Origin of the sequence: Oricola sp. (genome assembly GCF_965230365.1) — a bacterium.
GTDB lineage: Bacteria > Pseudomonadota > Alphaproteobacteria > Rhizobiales > Rhizobiaceae > Oricola.
The window spans coordinates 3425666-3440977 of the sequence record NZ_OZ246003.1; the positions used below are offsets into that span (position 1 = coordinate 3425666).

Genomic DNA, 15312 nt, shown 5'->3' on the forward strand with positions numbered 1-15312 from the left:
GCGCTTTCAATAACCAAGAGGCGGCGACGCCTCGTCGGCCGGTTCGGCTTCGCGCATTTCGTCGGTGTCGTCGGTGCCAAGCTCCTGGTAGCTGCGAAACACGAGAACCAGCAGGAACGCAAAGAACGAGAAGGCGATCACGATCGCGGTCAGCACCAGTGCTTGCGGCAACGGATTGGCGATTGCCTCCAGCGGTGTCGCCGCACCCTCGGGAACGAAGGGCGGGACCTGGCGGGTGAGACGGCCGCTCGCAAAGATCGTCAGATTGACCGCGTTGCTCAGGATCGCGACGCCGAGTAGTATCCGGATGATGTGCCGCGACAGCATCATGTAGAACGAAACGGTGAAAAGTACCCCGGTCAGGATCGCAACGGCGGTCTCCATCAGTCGCGCTCCCTTTCCTCAAGCGCAAGCGCGGTCGAGGCGAGCGATCCAAACACGACAAAGTAGACACCGATGTCGAACAGCAGCGGCGTGGATAGCGCCACGACCTCTCCGAAGATGACCGGATAAACCCAGAGGCCGGTCATGAACGGCACGCCGGCGAAGATCGAAAGCACGCCGGCGATCGCGGCGATGAACAGGCCGAAACCGGAAAGCGCCATCGGATGAAAGCGGATGGCCCGGCGCACCGGCGAAACGCCATAGGCGATGCCGTAGATGGCGAGCGCAGAAGCAGCGATCAGCCCGCCGATGAAACCGCCGCCGGGTTCGTTGTGTCCGCGCAGCAGCACGAAGATCGAAAACAGCAGCATCAGGCTCGACAGGTAGGGTGCGACCGTCCGGAAGATCAGTGTCCGCATGCTAGTTCCCCTTGCCCGCGCCGGCCGAAACCGAAAGGCGTTTCGGCAGTATCCTGATCAGGGCCAGGATGGCCAAGCCCGACACCATGACAACACCGATTTCACCGAATGTATCGATGCCGCGGAAGTCGACCAGAATGACGTTGACGATGTTGCGTCCGTGCGCGATCTGCACCGAATAGGTGTTGAAGAACTCTGTCAGCCGCGCATCGAAATCGGTCGCCAGGACAGCCAGCAGCACCAGCGTGAGCGACACACCCGCGGTGATCGCCACGGTGCCATCGACGACGATCTGCCTGAGCGGCCGATGGTCGAGCGGCGAAAGCCGCAAGCGGGTCATGGCGAGCGCCAGGATAACCACCGAAAGCGTTTCCACCATGAACTGCGTAAATGACAGGTCGGGCGCGCCGTAAAGGATGAATATCAACGCGACGGCGAAACCCTGGATGCCAAGCGAAACGATCGCGGTGATGCGGTTCCTGGAGCTGACGACCGCAAGGGCCCCAATGGCGGCGATCGCGAAAATGACCCACTCGTAGAAATAGAGGCGCGGGAATTCCGGCGCGCCCGGCCATTCGTTCGCAGCGCCCATAGGCACCAGGATCGCGACGATCAGGAATACGAATGTCGCGATGATGTAGATCTCCATGCGACCATTCTGGAGAACTTTGGTAACGGCCACCGACAAGCGGACGATACCGGCGATTGCCTGATCGAACCCCTTGTCCGGTCCCCAGCCGATCGCTTCCAGCAACCGGGCCACGCCGGCGCGGAGCCCGCCGAGCGACCGGTAGAGCAAGACGCCGATGGCGATTGTGACCAGCGACAGATAGAGCGCGATACCAGGATGCGGTATCACCGAGATCGTGATGTCGGCTTCGCTGCCTGAAACGGCTGCGGCCATCGGGTTCGACACGAACTCATGAAACCGCGTCGACAACAATGCCGAGACCATACCGGCAGCGGCAAGCAGCACCGGACCGGCCAGCAGCAACGCCGGACCTTCATGCGCCGCTTTCGGGGTTTCAACCTTCGGTCCGAGAAACGGCTTGATCGCGACCGCGAAGCCGACGACGAACATCAGCGCGTTCCCGGCAACAGCGACTGCGGTGTAGACGAGCGACCGCAGATCGGTCGCCGCCAATCCGTAGTACATTTCCTCCTTGGCCAGGAAGCCGAAGAACGGCGGCAGGCCGCCCATCGAAAGCGCGGCCAGGATCGCGGCGGCGAATGTGACCGGCATCGCCCGCGAGAGACCCCCAAGCTTGGTGATATCGCGGGTGCCGGCCTCGTGGTCGACATTGCCTGCCACCATGAACAGGCAGCCTTTGAACATCGAATGCGCAACGAGATAGAGAACGGCACCCTGAATGGCTTTTTCCGATCCGAAACCAGTGAGCATGACCAGCAGGCCGAGCGACGCCATGGTGGTGTAGGCCAGCATCAGCTTCAGATCGGTCTGGCGCACGGCCAGCAGCGTGCCGGCGATCAGAGTCACGCCGCCGAAGACCGGCAGGATGGTTTCCCAGGGCGCCGTCTCGCCCATGACGGGGTTCAGGCGCATAAGCAGGTAGACGCCCGCCTTCACCATCGTTGCAGAATGCAGGTAGGCCGACACCGGGGTTGGCGCTTCCATGGCGTTCGGCAGCCAGAAATGGAACGGGAACTGCGCCGACTTGGTGAAGCAGCCGCCCAGCACCAGCAGCAGCGCCAGCAGGAAGAACGGGCTATCGCGCAGCAGGTCGCCCGTCGACAGAAGCAGCGACAATTCGCTGACGCCGGTGATGTTCCAGATGATCAGCAGGCCGGCCAACAACGACAATCCGCCCATCCCGGTAATCACAAGGGCCTGGATGGCCGAGCGGCGCGAGCGTTCGGCGGCGTGATTGAAACCGATCAGCAGAAAGGAGGTGATCGACGTCAGTTCCCAGAACACGAACAGCATCAGGAACGAGTCCGAGAGGACCAGCCCCTGCATGGCGCCCATGAACATCAAGATGAACGCAAAAAACCGCCCCTGATGGCGATGGCCTTTCAGATATCCACCCGAGTACAGCACGATCAATGCGCCAATGCCGGTGATCAGCAGCGCAAAAGTGAGTGACAGTCCGTCAATCAGCCACGAGAAATTGACATTGAAGGACGGAACCCATTGAACGCCGCCGGTAAATCGCCGGCCTTCGGCAACACCGTCGGCAAATCCGAGGAAGTGGAAAAACAGCGCGGCAGGGACAAGCGCCAATATCCAAGCAGCATTGTGCCCCAACTTCCGGGTCAACGCGGGCGCGAACAGCGCCGCTACGAAAGGCAGGAAAAGGGCGTAGAATGTCATTTCTTGACTTACGCCTCCGAACCCGCGTTGCGGGAAGCGGGATTACCCGCAGCATTCGCGCTGAAACCACCATTTAACATGTCCACCGGAACTAGGTCGACACCAGCAAAAGCACAAGAGGGCTCGCGACGGTTTTTCGAACGCTAACAGGGTTTTAATGCCGTTTCTCCGAAACAAGCAAGCGAAGAGCCGCCAGGCGTTACCGCGCTGTTGGCTTGTCGTTGGAATTGCGGCGAACTATCTGTCGCCCGGCGAGGTAATCAATGTCAGAGCTCAAAACCGTGAAAGTTCAGAAATCAGAAGCGGAATGGCGTCAGCAGCTTACGCCGGAACAATTCCATGTCACGCGCAAACACGGCACCGAACGCGCCTTCACGGGACCTAACTGGGACACCAAGGACCATGGCCTTTACAGTTGCGTGTGCTGTGGCAAGCCACTGTTTCGCTCGGAAACGAAGTTCGATTCCGGAACCGGGTGGCCAAGCTTCTTTGCGCCTGTCGAGGCAGAAGCCGTCAGCGAACATCGTGACCGTTCCTTTTTCATGGTGCGCACCGAGATCCGCTGCGCCGATTGCGATGCGCATCTCGGCCACGTCTTCGAGGACGGGCCGCAGCCGACCGGCCTGCGCTACTGCATGAACGGCACCGCCATGAATTTCGAACCGGACGGCTAAAGCTGGAACGGCCCCGCCGAACCGGCGACCGCCCTCAGAGCGGCCGCATGTATTTCATGTAAACCCAGCCGGATACATATTGGCCGTTCTGGGCCGGGCTGTGCCAGATTTCGCACCATTTGTAGCGCACGATCTGGCGCTGCTGCCAATCCGGCAGATGCGCGATATCGAACAGGCTGAGGCCACCCTTGCAGCGCCCGGTCATGGAAAGCACCGCATCGTTGGGATAGGCATTCTGCTTCTGCGAATAGCTCGCCGGGTATTTGCGGACGTTGAGCGTGTCGCCCCACGGCACGTCGGTCACCGACCAGGCGGTGAACGCGGATGCGCCAGCGCCGGATGCGACGGACAGCGTGACGGCGGCGGCCGCCATCAGCGTTACGAGCGTTTTCTTCATTGTTTTTTCCTTCACTTGAAGTCTGGTTCGCGATCGATACATCTGCCATAGCGTCGCGATGCTGAACTGCCCCTGTGTTTGGCATTCATCTCCCGTTCAAGCCGTGCCGAACCGCACACCGGAGGCCCCATGTCCCGTCCCTTCGAGCCATCATCTGCCCATGCGTCCGCGCCGCGCGCTGAAAAACGCCCGCAGACCGATACGCGGCACGGGATCACCCGGACCGACGATTATGCGTGGCTGCGTGCCGGCAACTGGCAGGAGGTGTTCAAGGATACGTCCGTGCTGGACGGCGCGATCCGCGAGCATCTGGAAGCGGAGAACGCCTATCAGGACACCCTGATGGCCGACACGACAGATTTGCAGAAAGTCCTGTTCGACGAGATGAAGGGGCGCATCAAGGAAGACGATTCCAGCGTACCCGCGCCCGATGGCCCGTGGGCCTATGCTTCGTCCTACCGCAAGGGCGGGCAGCAACCGCTGTTTCAGCGGATGCCGCGCGACAAGACCGAGGGCGACGACCGGGTGACGCTGCTCGACGGCGACAAGGAAGCCGAGGGCAAGGGCTATTTCCGCATTGCCTCGGCCGGCCATGCTCCCGACCACCGCAAGCTTTTGTGGGGTTTCGACGACAAGGGTTCGGAGTTCTTCGAACTGCGGGTGCGCGATACCGAGACGCTCGCCGATCTTGACGACCGTATCGCTGACAGCGGTGGCAGCGGTGTCTGGGATGCGGCCTGCGCGGGCTTCTTCTATTCCAAATTGGACAGCAATCACCGTCCGTCGAAACTCTACTACCATCGGCTCGGCACCGACCAGTCGCAGGACCGGCTGGTGTTCGAGGAAGCCGACCCAGGCTTCTTCATGGGCGTCGGCGGCAGCCGGCTGCGCGATTTCGTGATGATCAGCATCCACGATCACGAGACATCGGAATACCGCTTGATACGCGCTGACGAACCACTCGGCGAACCGGTGCTGGTGGAGCCGCGGCAAACCGGTGTCGAATACGACCTGGAAGAAGGCGGCGACGTGTTCTTCGTCCTGACGAACGCCGATGGCGCCAAGGACTTCAAGATCATGCAGGCGCCCGTTGATGCGCCGCAAAAGGAAAACTGGACCGAGGTCGTCGCGCACGAACCTGGCCGGCTGATCATCAGCCACCAAGGTTACAGCGGTTACCTCGTCTGGCTCGAACGGGAAAACGGCCTGCCGCGCATCGTCGTCCGGGACCGTGTCAGCGGCGATGAACACGCCATCGCCTTCGAGGAAGAGGCGTATTCGCTCGGCCTCATGGGCTCATTCGAATACGACACCGACGTTATCCGCTTCTCGTATTCGTCGATGACCACCCCGTCGCAGGTCTTCGACTACAACATGAAGACCCGCGAGCGGACACTGCGAAAGACGCAGGAGGTGCCGTCCGGCCACGATCCGGAAAACTATGTCACGAGGCGGATTGCCGTCGGCTCGCACGATGGCGCGGAAGTTCCGGTTTCGCTGCTTTATCGCAAGGATACGCCGCTGGACGGCACCGCACCCTGCCTGCTCTACGGCTACGGATCCTACGGGATTGCAATCCCCGCCTCTTTCAACACCAACTGCCTGTCGCTGGCCGACCGGGGTTTCGTCTACGCGATCGCGCATGTGCGCGGCGGCAAGGACAAGGGCTTTGCGTGGTACGAGGACGGCAAGCGCGCGGCCAAACAAAACACCTTCAAGGATTTCGTCGCCGTGGCGCGCCATCTTGCCGACAACGGTTTCTCGGCGCCCGACCGCATCGTCGCGCAGGGCGGCTCGGCGGGCGGCATGCTGATGGGCGCCATCGCCAACATGGCGCCCGATGCCTTCGGCGGCATTATCGCCGAGGTCGCCTTCGTCGACGTGCTCAACACGATGCTCGACGACACGCTGCCGCTGACGCCGCCGGAATGGCCGGAATGGGGCAATCCGATCGCTTCTGCCGAAGACTACGCAACGATCGCCGCCTACTCACCCTATGACAATGTGAGCGCGCAAGCCTATCCGCCGATCCTCGCGATCGCCGGACTGACCGACCCGCGGGTCACCTATTGGGAACCGGCGAAGTGGATCGCCAAGCTGCGCGATTTGAAGACCGACGACAATCCGGTGATGCTCAAGACCAACATGGACTCCGGTCATGGCGGCGCCTCCGGGCGGTTCACGCGGCTCGAGGAAATCGCCTTTGGCTACGCCTTCGCCCTCAAGGTCGCGGGAAAGGCGCAAACGCAAATGTGAACGGCTGATGTGACCGATGCCACAGCCTTGTCTCTTTGTTCGCGCACAATTGCGCCTGGAAAACAGGAGCGAACCCATGTTGCTACGATCTGTCCTGGCCCTTGCGACCGCAGCGCCGATGCTGTTCGTCGCGTTCCCTTCGGAAGACGCCTATGCCCGCACGCTGACCAGCATCAAGGCGGGTGAACGCTGCAGCTATCCCACCGCGCCGAAGGGCGTGTTTGTCGGCTCGTTCCTCGGCTACGAGGAATCGCGCTTCAACTTCACCGACGCAGTGCGCCAGTTCCATACCCAGCGCTGCTTTGCGACCCACAAGGCCTGCGACAACTGGCTCTACACGATGCAGTCGAAATACGACGCCGGGGTTTCGCAGGCGCGCTGCCGCTACAAGGGCTGAACCGCGCCGACCGGCTCGCAACCGGGATCGTGCCCCTGGCGCGGTCCTGCCGCGCCGTCTACGCGAACACGACGGTGGGCGCGGCTTTGTTCAGCGAGAGCAAACACAGCGTTTCGGCAATACCCATTGTGCTCACCGCCGCCTCCCCTATTTTTGCACGCGTTACCTCCAGGTTTCCTGATACAACTTTCCAAAATCGGAGCGTCCCCATGAAACGCATTCTCGCATCCGTCGCCGCAGTTGCCCTTGCGGCCGGCATTTCTTCGGCATCCCTGACCGCAGCTTCGGCCGCCGAATGGGTGCTCGATTCCAGCCACAGCCAGATCGTCTTTTCCTATAACCACCTCGGTTATTCGACGACCTACGGCATGTTCTCCGGCTTTACCGGCAATATCAGCTTCGATCCGGCAGACCCGGCAGCCGGTTCCGTTTCGGTGGAGATTCCGACCGAGTCGCTGATCACCGGCTGGGCACAGCGCAACCAGCATTTCCTGTCGCCCGACTTCTTCGACAAGGACGCCGCGCCGACCATCACGTTCAAGTCCACCGCGGTGGAAGTGACGGGCGAGAACACCGGCAACATCACCGGCGACCTGACCATGAACGGCGTCACCAAGCCGGTCGTGCTGGCGGCAACGCTGAACAATTCGGGCGAACACCCGATGGCCAAGAAACCCTGGGCCGGTTTCAGCGCGACGGCGACCATCGTGCGCTCGGAATGGGACATGGGCCAGTTCGCGCCGTTCGTCAGCGACGAGGTCGAGCTGATGATTTCGGTCGAAGCGCAGCCCGCCGAATAAGTTCCGGTCACAGCAAACCAATGAAAGCCGTGCGGTCCGACCGCGCGGCTTTTTTCATGCAGGGCATTCAGGAACCGGTGGAATCCGGCTCCGGCTTGCGCGCGAGAATTTCAATGTTCACGTCGACGGCGAAGCCGACGGATTCTTCTGTCGCATGCGCCGGCACGCCGATGTCGAAGTCGATCCGGTTCAAGGTCACCGTGGCGCGCATGCTGGCCGTGCCGTTTTCGATATCCAGTTCGAACGGCAGCACCAAAGGCTGATCCACACCGTGAAGGGTGAGCGTGCCGTGGGCTTCATAAAGCCCCTCGCCCGCCGCGCGGAAGTCGGTCGAGGCGAAAACGGCCTGCGGAAACGCCTCGCTGTCGAGGAACTCCGGTCCGACCGCCTGCGCCGATACCGTGCCGACCGACAGCGACCCGGTGTCGATGCGCGCTTCCACCGATGCGGCGGCAAGATTGTCCGGGTCGAACACGATGTCGGCGCGCCATGACGAGAAACTGCCGTCGACCGGGCTACCAAGTTGCGTGATGCGGATACCGAGGGTGCTGGCGTCGTGATCGACCGACCACGCGTCGTCCGACGAAGCCGTCTCGGCCGCAGGAGACGGATCGGAAGCCGTGAACTGATGTTTTGTGGCTTCGGTAAATCCAAGCAGCATTCCGGCGGCAATCGCGCCAAAAAGGAAGATCACGGCGGCGACCACGGATAGCGTATGGCCGCCCGGATAGGCCTGGGGCAGCGAGACAGGAACACCCTCGCCGCCGGTCATGCGCGCCAGTGTCTGATCCTTGTCGATAACCAGATGTTTCATGGCTCCGCCGATGTGGCCGACAAGCGAAACGGCAAGCGCAATGGCGATCGCCCAGTGCATGAAACCGGTAATGACGGACAGGAATTCATCTTTCGGCACGAACGGAAAGTCCTGACCAAACGGCCACCAGATGGGCGCGAAGCCGGTACTGGCAGCGTGATGCAACAATCCGGTGACCGGGGTCAGGATGATGGCCGCATAGAGGATCCAGTGAACCGTCTCGGCGGCAAAGGTCTCGAGCCGCCGCTCAGGATGCAGCGGCACCGGCTTCGGATTGACTGCCGCCCAGACGATACGCAGCACCGCGACGGCCAGGACAGTGACCCCAAGAGTCTTGTGCAGGGAATAGAGCCAGACCTTCAGGGCCACCTGCTCGCCGGTGCCGATCGGCAGCTCCGCCATGACGACGCCCAGCGGTATCAGGGTGAGGATCAGCAGGGCGGTCACCCAGTGAAGGAACTGGGCGACACGGCCGTAGCGAAGCCGGGTGTTCATCAACGCCATGGGATGCTCTCCGATTATCCGCCGACATATTAGCTGCCATCCGGCACCGTCCAACGACGAATAGATGAACACGCCGTTCGATGAAAGGCGAAGGATGGCGCGTATTGTCGCCTCGCATTACGCAGTGATTGTGGGCGCGCTTCAGCATTGCCGCGTCTGCCTTGCGAGCGGTTTTCTGCCCCGGCCTTAAGCGCCTCGTTCGGCCCTTCGCTATGGCTACGGGCGTTCGTCGCGCGAGAAGCCAAATCGTTGGCTTCTCGTCCGCTCGGCGGAAAGCTCCTCACCGTTGCCGGGGGCCCGACGCGCCCGCCTCGCGAGCGCGTCGCATTCCTTCAGGATATCGTCGATGGGGATTTCGGATCGTCGCCGCCGGCCCGGCGGATGACCGATGCGCAGCGGGATCTGGATCTTTGTGATCGGTTCGGGATGCGGAACCGGTGCGTTTCCCGGCACGTCCTCGACCGCGCACGGATTGGGTTCCGCCATCAATCGGGCCTTCCTGCGCGCAAAGCGAACGGCGTGGCCCGGCAGATCGTCGAGCGCGGCCTTCAATGCGCGGACGCGCCGGCAGACATGAGCGGCATTGATCAGGGTGCGGCCGAGCCCGTCGACCGGCGGCGATTGCTTGGGCGGATCGATGGGCAGCGGCGCGTCGCTGCCGAAAAAGGTGATGCGCGGCACGGCTTTGCGCCGCGGCCGCGGCGGGGCGAAGATCGCCGCATAGTCGATCGGCGGATCGAACAGGGCAAATTGCGGCGAAAGGGGCCGCCTGGCATTGGCGACTTGCGGCTTTGATGCCCAGGGCGCCTGGCCGACGGGCACCTGCCTGCCCTGATAGACGATGTTGGTCATCGGCCTTGGGCTTTTGTCCTTCACGATCAGGCAGGCCACGACCGACGCCGGCACATCGAGCGTGGCGTCCTCCGGTACCGTGGTCAGGTCGAGATCGGCGTCGGTGTCGGTGTCGGCAGTGTCGGACGCATCGGCCTTTGCCGCCGCGATCCCGGCAAACGGACGGCGTTTGGCCCGCCGGATGTGCAGCTTGACCGCGATGTTGCGCGCCGCGACCGCCAGCAGACGCCGTGTCGCGCTTTCGGCGGGATAGAGCACCCGCAGGACCGCCCGCCAGATGCATTCCGGCAGCATGTCGGCGCCGCCGACATCCAGACCGGTCTTGATGCACAGGGTCTTAACGATGCGCGACAGCGTGGCGCGGTATTGCGCGATCTCCAGGTCAAACCATTCGTCGGAACCGTAATCCATGGCGGGGATTGTGGCGGAGGACCCGATATGGTGGAGAGATTCGGTGAAAACGGCTCGCCAAGCCTCTGAAAATACTTATAAACTCATAAAGATGGCGGAGATTTCATCCACCGCCCCGACCGTGCCTCTGCACGCTGGCGGGGCAAAAAGAGAATGCCGCAGCGAAAACCGCAACGGCACTCCAATCGTGCAAGGATGCAGCCGGACCGTCAGGCGGTCGCCGCCTCGTACATCTCCAGGACGTAGTCCCAGTTGATCAGGTTGTCGACGAATGCCTCGAGATATTTCGGGCGCGCATTGCGATAGTCGATGTAATAGGAGTGTTCCCACACATCGACGCCGAGAATCGGCGATGCGCCGTGCACCAGCGGGTTTTCGCCGTTGGGGGTCTTCATGATTTCCAGCTTGCCGTCCTTGACGGCGAGCCATGCCCAACCGGAACCGAACTGGGTGACGCCGGCATTGATGAAGTCGGCGCGGAATTTGTCATAACCGCCGAGATCGCTGTCGATGGCCGACGCGAGCGCGCCCGGCAGGCTGGTGCCGCCGCCGCCATTCTTCATCCACTTCCAGAAATGGATGTGGTTGTAATGCTGGCCGGCATTGTTGAAGAGACCCGGATTCTTGCCGAAAGACTGGGTGACGATTTCCTCGAGCGACAGACCGTCCATGCCGGCTTCGGCAGCCAGCCTGGAGCCATTGTCGACATAGGCCTTGTGATGCTTGTCGTGGTGAAACTCGAGCGTCTCCTTCGACATATAGGGCGCCAGCGCCTCGTAGTCGTAAGGAAGGTCGGGAAGCGTGAATGCCATGGGGTGTCTCCTTTCAAAAAGCTTTTGCCAATCCTGCAGCCGGCCGCGAAGCGGTTACGGCAACCAGATAGAATTCCCGTGCCCATGCGGCAACCGCAAAGCGCGGAATTCGGCGATCATGAATGCGCCCAATCCCAATAGGCGGCGCGCGCTTTCGCGGCGACCGGGCCGGGCTGAAACTCGCGATCATCGAGCTGGATGATCGGAACCACCTTGGAATGATTGCCGGTCGAGAAGATTTCGTCGGCATCGCGGAACTCATCGACAGACAGGGTCTTCTCGATGGTCTCAATGCCGGACTGGCGCAGCAGGTCGATGGTCCGGGCACGCGTGATACCCGAAAGGAACGTGCCGTTCGGCACCGGCGTGAAGGCCACTCCGTCCTTGACCATGAAAATGTTGGAAACCGCTGTTTCGGAGACATTGCCGAGCATGTCCAGCATGATGCAGTTGTCGAAGCCTCGGCTCTTGGCCTCCATGATCGCACGCCCGCTGTTGGGATAGAGGCATCCGGCTTTGGCGTTGGTCGGCGCCACCTCCACCGACGGGCGGCGGAATCGCGACACGGTCACCGAGAAGCCCTGCGGCGGGATCATCGGCGCTTCGTAGAGGCAGAGGCAGAACCTTGTCGATTCCGGATCGGCGGGAACCGACATATAGCCGCCATGCTCGGCCCAATACATCGGCCGGATATAGATAGCGGTGTTGCCGTCGAACTTCTTGACGCCTTCCATGGTCAGGGCCGCAATCTCTTCGGCGCTCATCGTCGCCTTCATGCCCATCGCGGCGGCCGAAGCGTTGACGCGTTCGCAGTGACGGTCGAGATCCGGCGCGACGCCCTCGAACCAGCGCGCGCCGTCAAATACCGACGAGGCAAGCCACATGGCATGGGTGCGGGGGCCGACGATCGGCACATTTCCCTCGTGCCAGTCGCCATCGACAAAGGTCCAGGTGGTCGTTTGGGCCGACGTATCAACAGTCATTCGATTTCACTCCGATTTATGCCAAGCAGGCAAACCGGATTTGTCGCTGCGCGTCAATCTCCTTGCGCAGACAAGTCGGCCTCCGTAATCCTTGACCATGCCGGTGGCATTGCCCAATGTCGCGGCACCTGCGGAGGAGGATCACCGTGAAGACCTTCGTCTTCGATGCTTACGGAACGTTGTTCGACGTTCACGCCGCCGTGCGCAAACATGCCGGCGCGATCGGCCCGGACGGTCAGCGCGTATCAGACATATGGCGCGCCAAGCAGCTCGAATACTCCTGGATCCGCGCGCTGATGGGGTCCTATTCCGATTTCTGGAAGCTGACCGAGTATGCGCTGGATTATGCGCTTGCCGCGGTGCCGGGCGCCGATCCGGCCTGTCGCGATCAATTGCTGGAAGCCTACTGGACGCTGGACTGCTATACGGAAGTGCCGGTCGTGCTGGAGCGGCTGCGGGCGAACGGCGCGCGCACTGCGATCCTGTCGAACGGCTCGCCCGACATGCTGCAGGCGGCGGTCGATTCCGGCGGGCTATCGCACCTGCTCGACGCCGTGCTTTCCGTCGATGCGGTCAAGACGTTCAAGACATCGCCGCCGGTCTACCAGATGGTGCTGGACACGTTCGATGCGCAAAGCCGGGATGTGTCGTTCCAGTCGTCTAATCGCTGGGACATCGCAGGCGCGCACAAGTTCGGATTCGAAACCGTTTGGGTGAACCGGACCGGCCAGCCGGACGAGTACCAGAACTATCCGCCGGATCGGGTGATCGGCGATCTTGAGGCACTTTGATGGCCGCTAGCGAAAATGTGACCAGATTTTAGTTCTTGAAGCGCGCCGGATTCCAGTAGCACTGTTTCTGAAGTCAATTCTTGCGGGTCGATCATGATTTCACGCCGACAGTTTCTCAACCAGTCCGCCCTGCTGACTGCCGGGGTTGCCGCCAGCTCGTGTTCCACGATCGAGGTGTTCGACACGCCGCCGCTCGCGATCGGGAGCAACCTTCCGCCGGCGGCGACCATGTATGCGGGGCTGAGCGATGGCGGTTTCAACATCCCGGCCGTGCCGTATCAGCAGGTGCCGAAAAAGTTTCATCGCCAGATCGTGCGCAACCGCACCGGCGAAGGGCCGGGCACGATCGTCGTCGAGACGCGCCGCCATCACCTCTATTACACGCAAGACGACGGGACGGCAGTGCGCTACGGGGTCGGGCTGGGGCGTGCCGGCTTCGAATGGTCGGGCCGCGCGACCATGCAGTGGAAGCGGCGCTGGCCGACTTGGACGCCGCCCGCCGAGATGATCGCGCGCGAACCGGATCTCAAGAAATACTCGGCCGCCAATGGCGGCATGCGGCCCGGCCTGATGAACCCGCTGGGCGCGCGGGCGCTCTATATCTTCCAGGACGGGCGCGACACGCTTTACCGGCTGCATGGCTCGCCTGAATGGAACTCGATCGGCCGCTCGGTGTCGTCGGGCTGTGTACGGTTGATGAACCAGGACGTCATCGACCTCTACCGCCGGGTGCCGAACGGCACACCAATCGTCGTGCGCTGAAACGGCGGCGTGAAGCCCACGCCGCACCCGTCATATCGTCAGAAGCCCTTTTTCAGGCTGCCGAGAATGCCGCGCACCAGCGCGCGCCCCAATTGCGAAGAGACCGAGCGCGCCAGCGACTTGGCGGCAGCCTCGGCGACCGTCTGCCGGCCCGACGAGCGGCGCCGCCGCGAGGACTTGCGCCGGGACGGCTTGCGTTTACGCGACTTGGTGCGCCGCCGGCGGTCATCGTCGTCGTCATCGTCATAATCGTCATCGTCGTCGTCAAAATCGGGCAGCGTCCAGCGCGTGCGGCGATCGCTGTGCTCCCCGGCTTCTTCGCGCTCCTGCTCGCGCTCCTCGGCCTCGGCGGCTTCCTTGGCGCGCTTCTCCAGCATCTCGAAGGCCGAGACGCGGTCGATCGTCTCGTCATACTGGCCGGCGACGGGGCTGTGCTTCATGACGTCCTTGCGCTCGCCGTCTTCGAGCGGACCCAGTCGCGAGGACGGCGGCCGGATCAAGGTACGCTGGACGACGCCGGGGATGCCCTTGTCTTCCAGCGTCGAGACCAGGGCTTCGCCGACACCCAGCGTCGTGATCGTCTCGTAGGCGTCGAAATCGAGATTGGGGCGGAAGGTCTCGGCGGCGACCTTGACCGCCTTCTGCTCGCGCGGGGTGTAGGCGCGCAGCGCATGCTGCACACGGTTGCCGAGCTGCGACAGCACGGTCTCGGGCACGTCGAGCGGGTTCTGCGTGACGAAGAACACGCCGACGCCCTTGGAGCGGATCAGCTTGACGACCTGCTCGATGCGCTCGATCAGGATTTTCGGCGCGTCGTCGAAGAGAAGATGCGCCTCGTCGAAAAAGAAGACGAGCTTCGGCTTGTCGGGATCGCCGACTTCCGGCAGTTCCTCGAACAGTTCCGACAACAGCCACAGCAGGAATGTCGAATAAAGCCGCGGGTTCATCATCAGCTTGTCGGCGGCAAGCACGTTGATGGCGCCGAGCCCGTCGCGCGTGGTGCGCATCAGATCGGAAATGTGCAGCGCCGGCTCGCCGAAGAAGAACTCCGCGCCCTCGCGCTCCAAGACGAGCAGCGAGCGCTGGATGGCGCCGAGCGAGGAGGAATGCACATTGCCATATTCGCGCGAGATTTCCTTTGCGTTCTCGCCGATATGGACGAGCAGTGCGCGCAGGTCCTTGAGATCGAGCAGCAGCAGGCCGTCGTCGTCGGCGATTTCGAAGGCGATGTTGAGCACACCTTCCTGTGCGTCGGTCAGGTTCATCAGGCGCGAAAGCAGCAGCGGGCCCATCTCCGAGATCGTCGTGCGAATCGGATGTCCCTTTTCGCCGAACAGATCCCAGAAGATCACCGGGAACTCCTGGAACTCGTAGGGATCGAGCTGGATCGTGTTGGCGCGCTTTAGAAGAAAGTCCTTCGCCTCGCCCTTTGCGGCGATGCCCGAGAGATCCCCCTTCACATCCGCGCAAAACACCGGAACGCCGGCATTGGAGAAGCTTTCGGCGAGTATCTGCAGGCTGACCGTCTTGCCGGTCCCGGTCGCGCCGGTGACCAGCCCGTGCCGGTTCGCATAGCGAAGCGACATGTACTCCTTGCGCAAGAACTCGTCATCGGGCGTCCGGCTTGATCCCAGAAACACCTGATCGGTCACGTTCCACATGGCCACTCCTTCCCTGATATCCGGCGATCTTGCGTATAGACACCGGCCCTGCCAACGGCAATG

Annotated in this window: 15 protein-coding genes; 6 read left to right on the plus strand and 9 right to left on the minus strand. The window is 62.2% G+C overall.

Annotated elements, in window-relative coordinates; genetic code table 11:
* Window positions 1-6: 6 nt before the first annotated feature.
* From ACO06R_RS16665 to ACO06R_RS16675, 3 genes are read right to left on the minus strand one after another with little or no spacing between them, the layout of a single operon-like run.
* A complete protein-coding gene (locus ACO06R_RS16665; RefSeq protein ID WP_421852559.1) occupies window positions 7-384 on the minus strand; it encodes a Na+/H+ antiporter subunit C in 378 nt (125 codons plus the stop codon).
* The gene (locus ACO06R_RS16670) at window positions 384-803 is read right to left on the minus strand and encodes a Na+/H+ antiporter subunit B (protein WP_421852562.1); all 420 of its coding nucleotides are present in this window, start codon (window positions 801-803) and stop codon (window positions 384-386) included. Before ACO06R_RS16670 ends, ACO06R_RS16665 begins: the two co-directional genes overlap by 1 nt.
* 1 nt (window position 804) lies before the next feature.
* A complete protein-coding gene (locus ACO06R_RS16675; RefSeq protein WP_421852565.1) occupies window positions 805-3135 on the minus strand; it encodes a putative monovalent cation/H+ antiporter subunit A in 2331 nt (776 codons plus the stop codon).
* Window positions 3136-3398: 263 nt separating this feature from the next.
* Here ACO06R_RS16675 and msrB point away from each other — a divergent pair, with 263 nt between their 5' ends.
* Window positions 3399-3809: a peptide-methionine (R)-S-oxide reductase MsrB gene (gene msrB / locus ACO06R_RS16680; protein ID WP_421852568.1), complete on the plus strand. Its 411-nt coding sequence runs from the start codon at window positions 3399-3401 to the stop codon at window positions 3807-3809.
* A gap of 34 nt (window positions 3810-3843) precedes the next feature.
* Here the strand turns inward: msrB and ACO06R_RS16685 are convergent, their stop codons facing one another.
* Window positions 3844-4206: an SH3 domain-containing protein gene (locus ACO06R_RS16685; protein ID WP_421852571.1), complete on the minus strand. Its 363-nt coding sequence runs from the start codon at window positions 4204-4206 to the stop codon at window positions 3844-3846.
* Between the two features lie 129 nt (window positions 4207-4335).
* Here ACO06R_RS16685 and ACO06R_RS16690 point away from each other — a divergent pair, with 129 nt between their 5' ends.
* From ACO06R_RS16690 to ACO06R_RS16700, 3 genes are all read left to right on the plus strand, one after another.
* Entirely contained in the window at window positions 4336-6462 is a 2127-nt protein-coding gene (locus ACO06R_RS16690) for a S9 family peptidase (RefSeq protein ID WP_421852574.1), read from the plus strand.
* Window positions 6463-6538: 76 nt separating this feature from the next.
* Window positions 6539-6859, plus strand: a complete 321-nt coding sequence (locus tag ACO06R_RS16695; protein WP_421852576.1) for a metallophosphoesterase — start codon at window positions 6539-6541, stop codon at window positions 6857-6859.
* 209 nt (window positions 6860-7068) lie between these two features.
* Window positions 7069-7659, plus strand: coding sequence for a YceI family protein (locus ACO06R_RS16700; RefSeq protein WP_421852579.1), 591 nt, complete (start codon window positions 7069-7071; stop codon window positions 7657-7659).
* A gap of 67 nt (window positions 7660-7726) precedes the next feature.
* On the opposite strand, the gene ACO06R_RS16705 is transcribed toward ACO06R_RS16700, so the two are convergent.
* The 4 genes from ACO06R_RS16705 to ACO06R_RS16720 all read right to left on the minus strand — a co-directional run bounded on the left by ACO06R_RS16705 (window position 7727) and on the right by ACO06R_RS16720 (window position 12035).
* Window positions 7727-8977, minus strand: a complete 1251-nt coding sequence (locus ACO06R_RS16705; RefSeq protein ID WP_421852582.1) for a YceI family protein — start codon at window positions 8975-8977, stop codon at window positions 7727-7729.
* 216 nt (window positions 8978-9193) lie between these two features.
* Entirely contained in the window at window positions 9194-10240 is a 1047-nt protein-coding gene (locus ACO06R_RS16710) for a hypothetical protein (protein ID WP_421852585.1), read from the minus strand.
* A 209-nt stretch (window positions 10241-10449) separates the two neighbouring features.
* Window positions 10450-11052 (minus strand): superoxide dismutase, encoded by a 603-nt coding sequence (locus tag ACO06R_RS16715; protein WP_421852588.1) that lies wholly within the window; start codon window positions 11050-11052, stop codon window positions 10450-10452.
* Between the two features lie 116 nt (window positions 11053-11168).
* A complete protein-coding gene (locus tag ACO06R_RS16720; protein WP_421852591.1) occupies window positions 11169-12035 on the minus strand; it encodes a branched-chain amino acid aminotransferase in 867 nt (288 codons plus the stop codon).
* Between the two features lie 140 nt (window positions 12036-12175).
* Between ACO06R_RS16720 and ACO06R_RS16725 the strand changes: the two genes are divergently transcribed.
* Complete coding sequence (locus ACO06R_RS16725) at window positions 12176-12826, plus strand: haloacid dehalogenase type II (protein ID WP_421859471.1); 651 nt, start codon at window positions 12176-12178, stop codon at window positions 12824-12826.
* A 93-nt stretch (window positions 12827-12919) separates the two neighbouring features.
* Window positions 12920-13588 carry a L,D-transpeptidase gene (locus ACO06R_RS16730; RefSeq protein ID WP_421852594.1) on the plus strand — a complete coding sequence of 223 codons (669 nt, stop codon included), beginning with the start codon at window positions 12920-12922 and terminating at the stop codon, window positions 13586-13588.
* A gap of 38 nt (window positions 13589-13626) precedes the next feature.
* Here ACO06R_RS16730 and ACO06R_RS16735 read toward each other — a convergent pair whose 3' ends face one another.
* On the minus strand, window positions 13627-15249 hold the full coding sequence (locus ACO06R_RS16735) for a helicase HerA-like domain-containing protein (RefSeq protein ID WP_421852597.1): 1623 nt from the start codon (window positions 15247-15249) through the stop codon (window positions 13627-13629).
* Window positions 15250-15312: the final 63 nt, after the last annotated feature.

Coding starts and splice junctions, on each gene's coding strand:
- ACO06R_RS16665 (WP_421852559.1), bottom strand. CDS start 384: ATGGAGACCGCCGTTGCGATCCTGACCGGGGTACTTTTCACCGTTTCG.
- ACO06R_RS16670 (WP_421852562.1), bottom strand. CDS start 803: ATGCGGACACTGATCTTCCGGACGGTCGCACCCTACCTGTCGAGCCTG.
- ACO06R_RS16675 (WP_421852565.1), bottom strand. CDS start 3,135: ATGACATTCTACGCCCTTTTCCTGCCTTTCGTAGCGGCGCTGTTCGCG.
- msrB (WP_421852568.1), top strand. CDS start 3,399: ATGTCAGAGCTCAAAACCGTGAAAGTTCAGAAATCAGAAGCGGAATGG.
- ACO06R_RS16685 (WP_421852571.1), bottom strand. CDS start 4,206: ATGAAGAAAACGCTCGTAACGCTGATGGCGGCCGCCGCCGTCACGCTG.
- ACO06R_RS16690 (WP_421852574.1), top strand. CDS start 4,336: ATGTCCCGTCCCTTCGAGCCATCATCTGCCCATGCGTCCGCGCCGCGC.
- ACO06R_RS16695 (WP_421852576.1), top strand. CDS start 6,539: ATGTTGCTACGATCTGTCCTGGCCCTTGCGACCGCAGCGCCGATGCTG.
- ACO06R_RS16700 (WP_421852579.1), top strand. CDS start 7,069: ATGAAACGCATTCTCGCATCCGTCGCCGCAGTTGCCCTTGCGGCCGGC.
- ACO06R_RS16705 (WP_421852582.1), bottom strand. CDS start 8,977: ATGGCGTTGATGAACACCCGGCTTCGCTACGGCCGTGTCGCCCAGTTC.
- ACO06R_RS16710 (WP_421852585.1), bottom strand. CDS start 10,240: ATGGATTACGGTTCCGACGAATGGTTTGACCTGGAGATCGCGCAATAC.
- ACO06R_RS16715 (WP_421852588.1), bottom strand. CDS start 11,052: ATGGCATTCACGCTTCCCGACCTTCCTTACGACTACGAGGCGCTGGCG.
- ACO06R_RS16720 (WP_421852591.1), bottom strand. CDS start 12,035: ATGACTGTTGATACGTCGGCCCAAACGACCACCTGGACCTTTGTCGAT.
- ACO06R_RS16730 (WP_421852594.1), top strand. CDS start 12,920: ATGATTTCACGCCGACAGTTTCTCAACCAGTCCGCCCTGCTGACTGCC.
- ACO06R_RS16735 (WP_421852597.1), bottom strand. CDS start 15,249: ATGTGGAACGTGACCGATCAGGTGTTTCTGGGATCAAGCCGGACGCCC.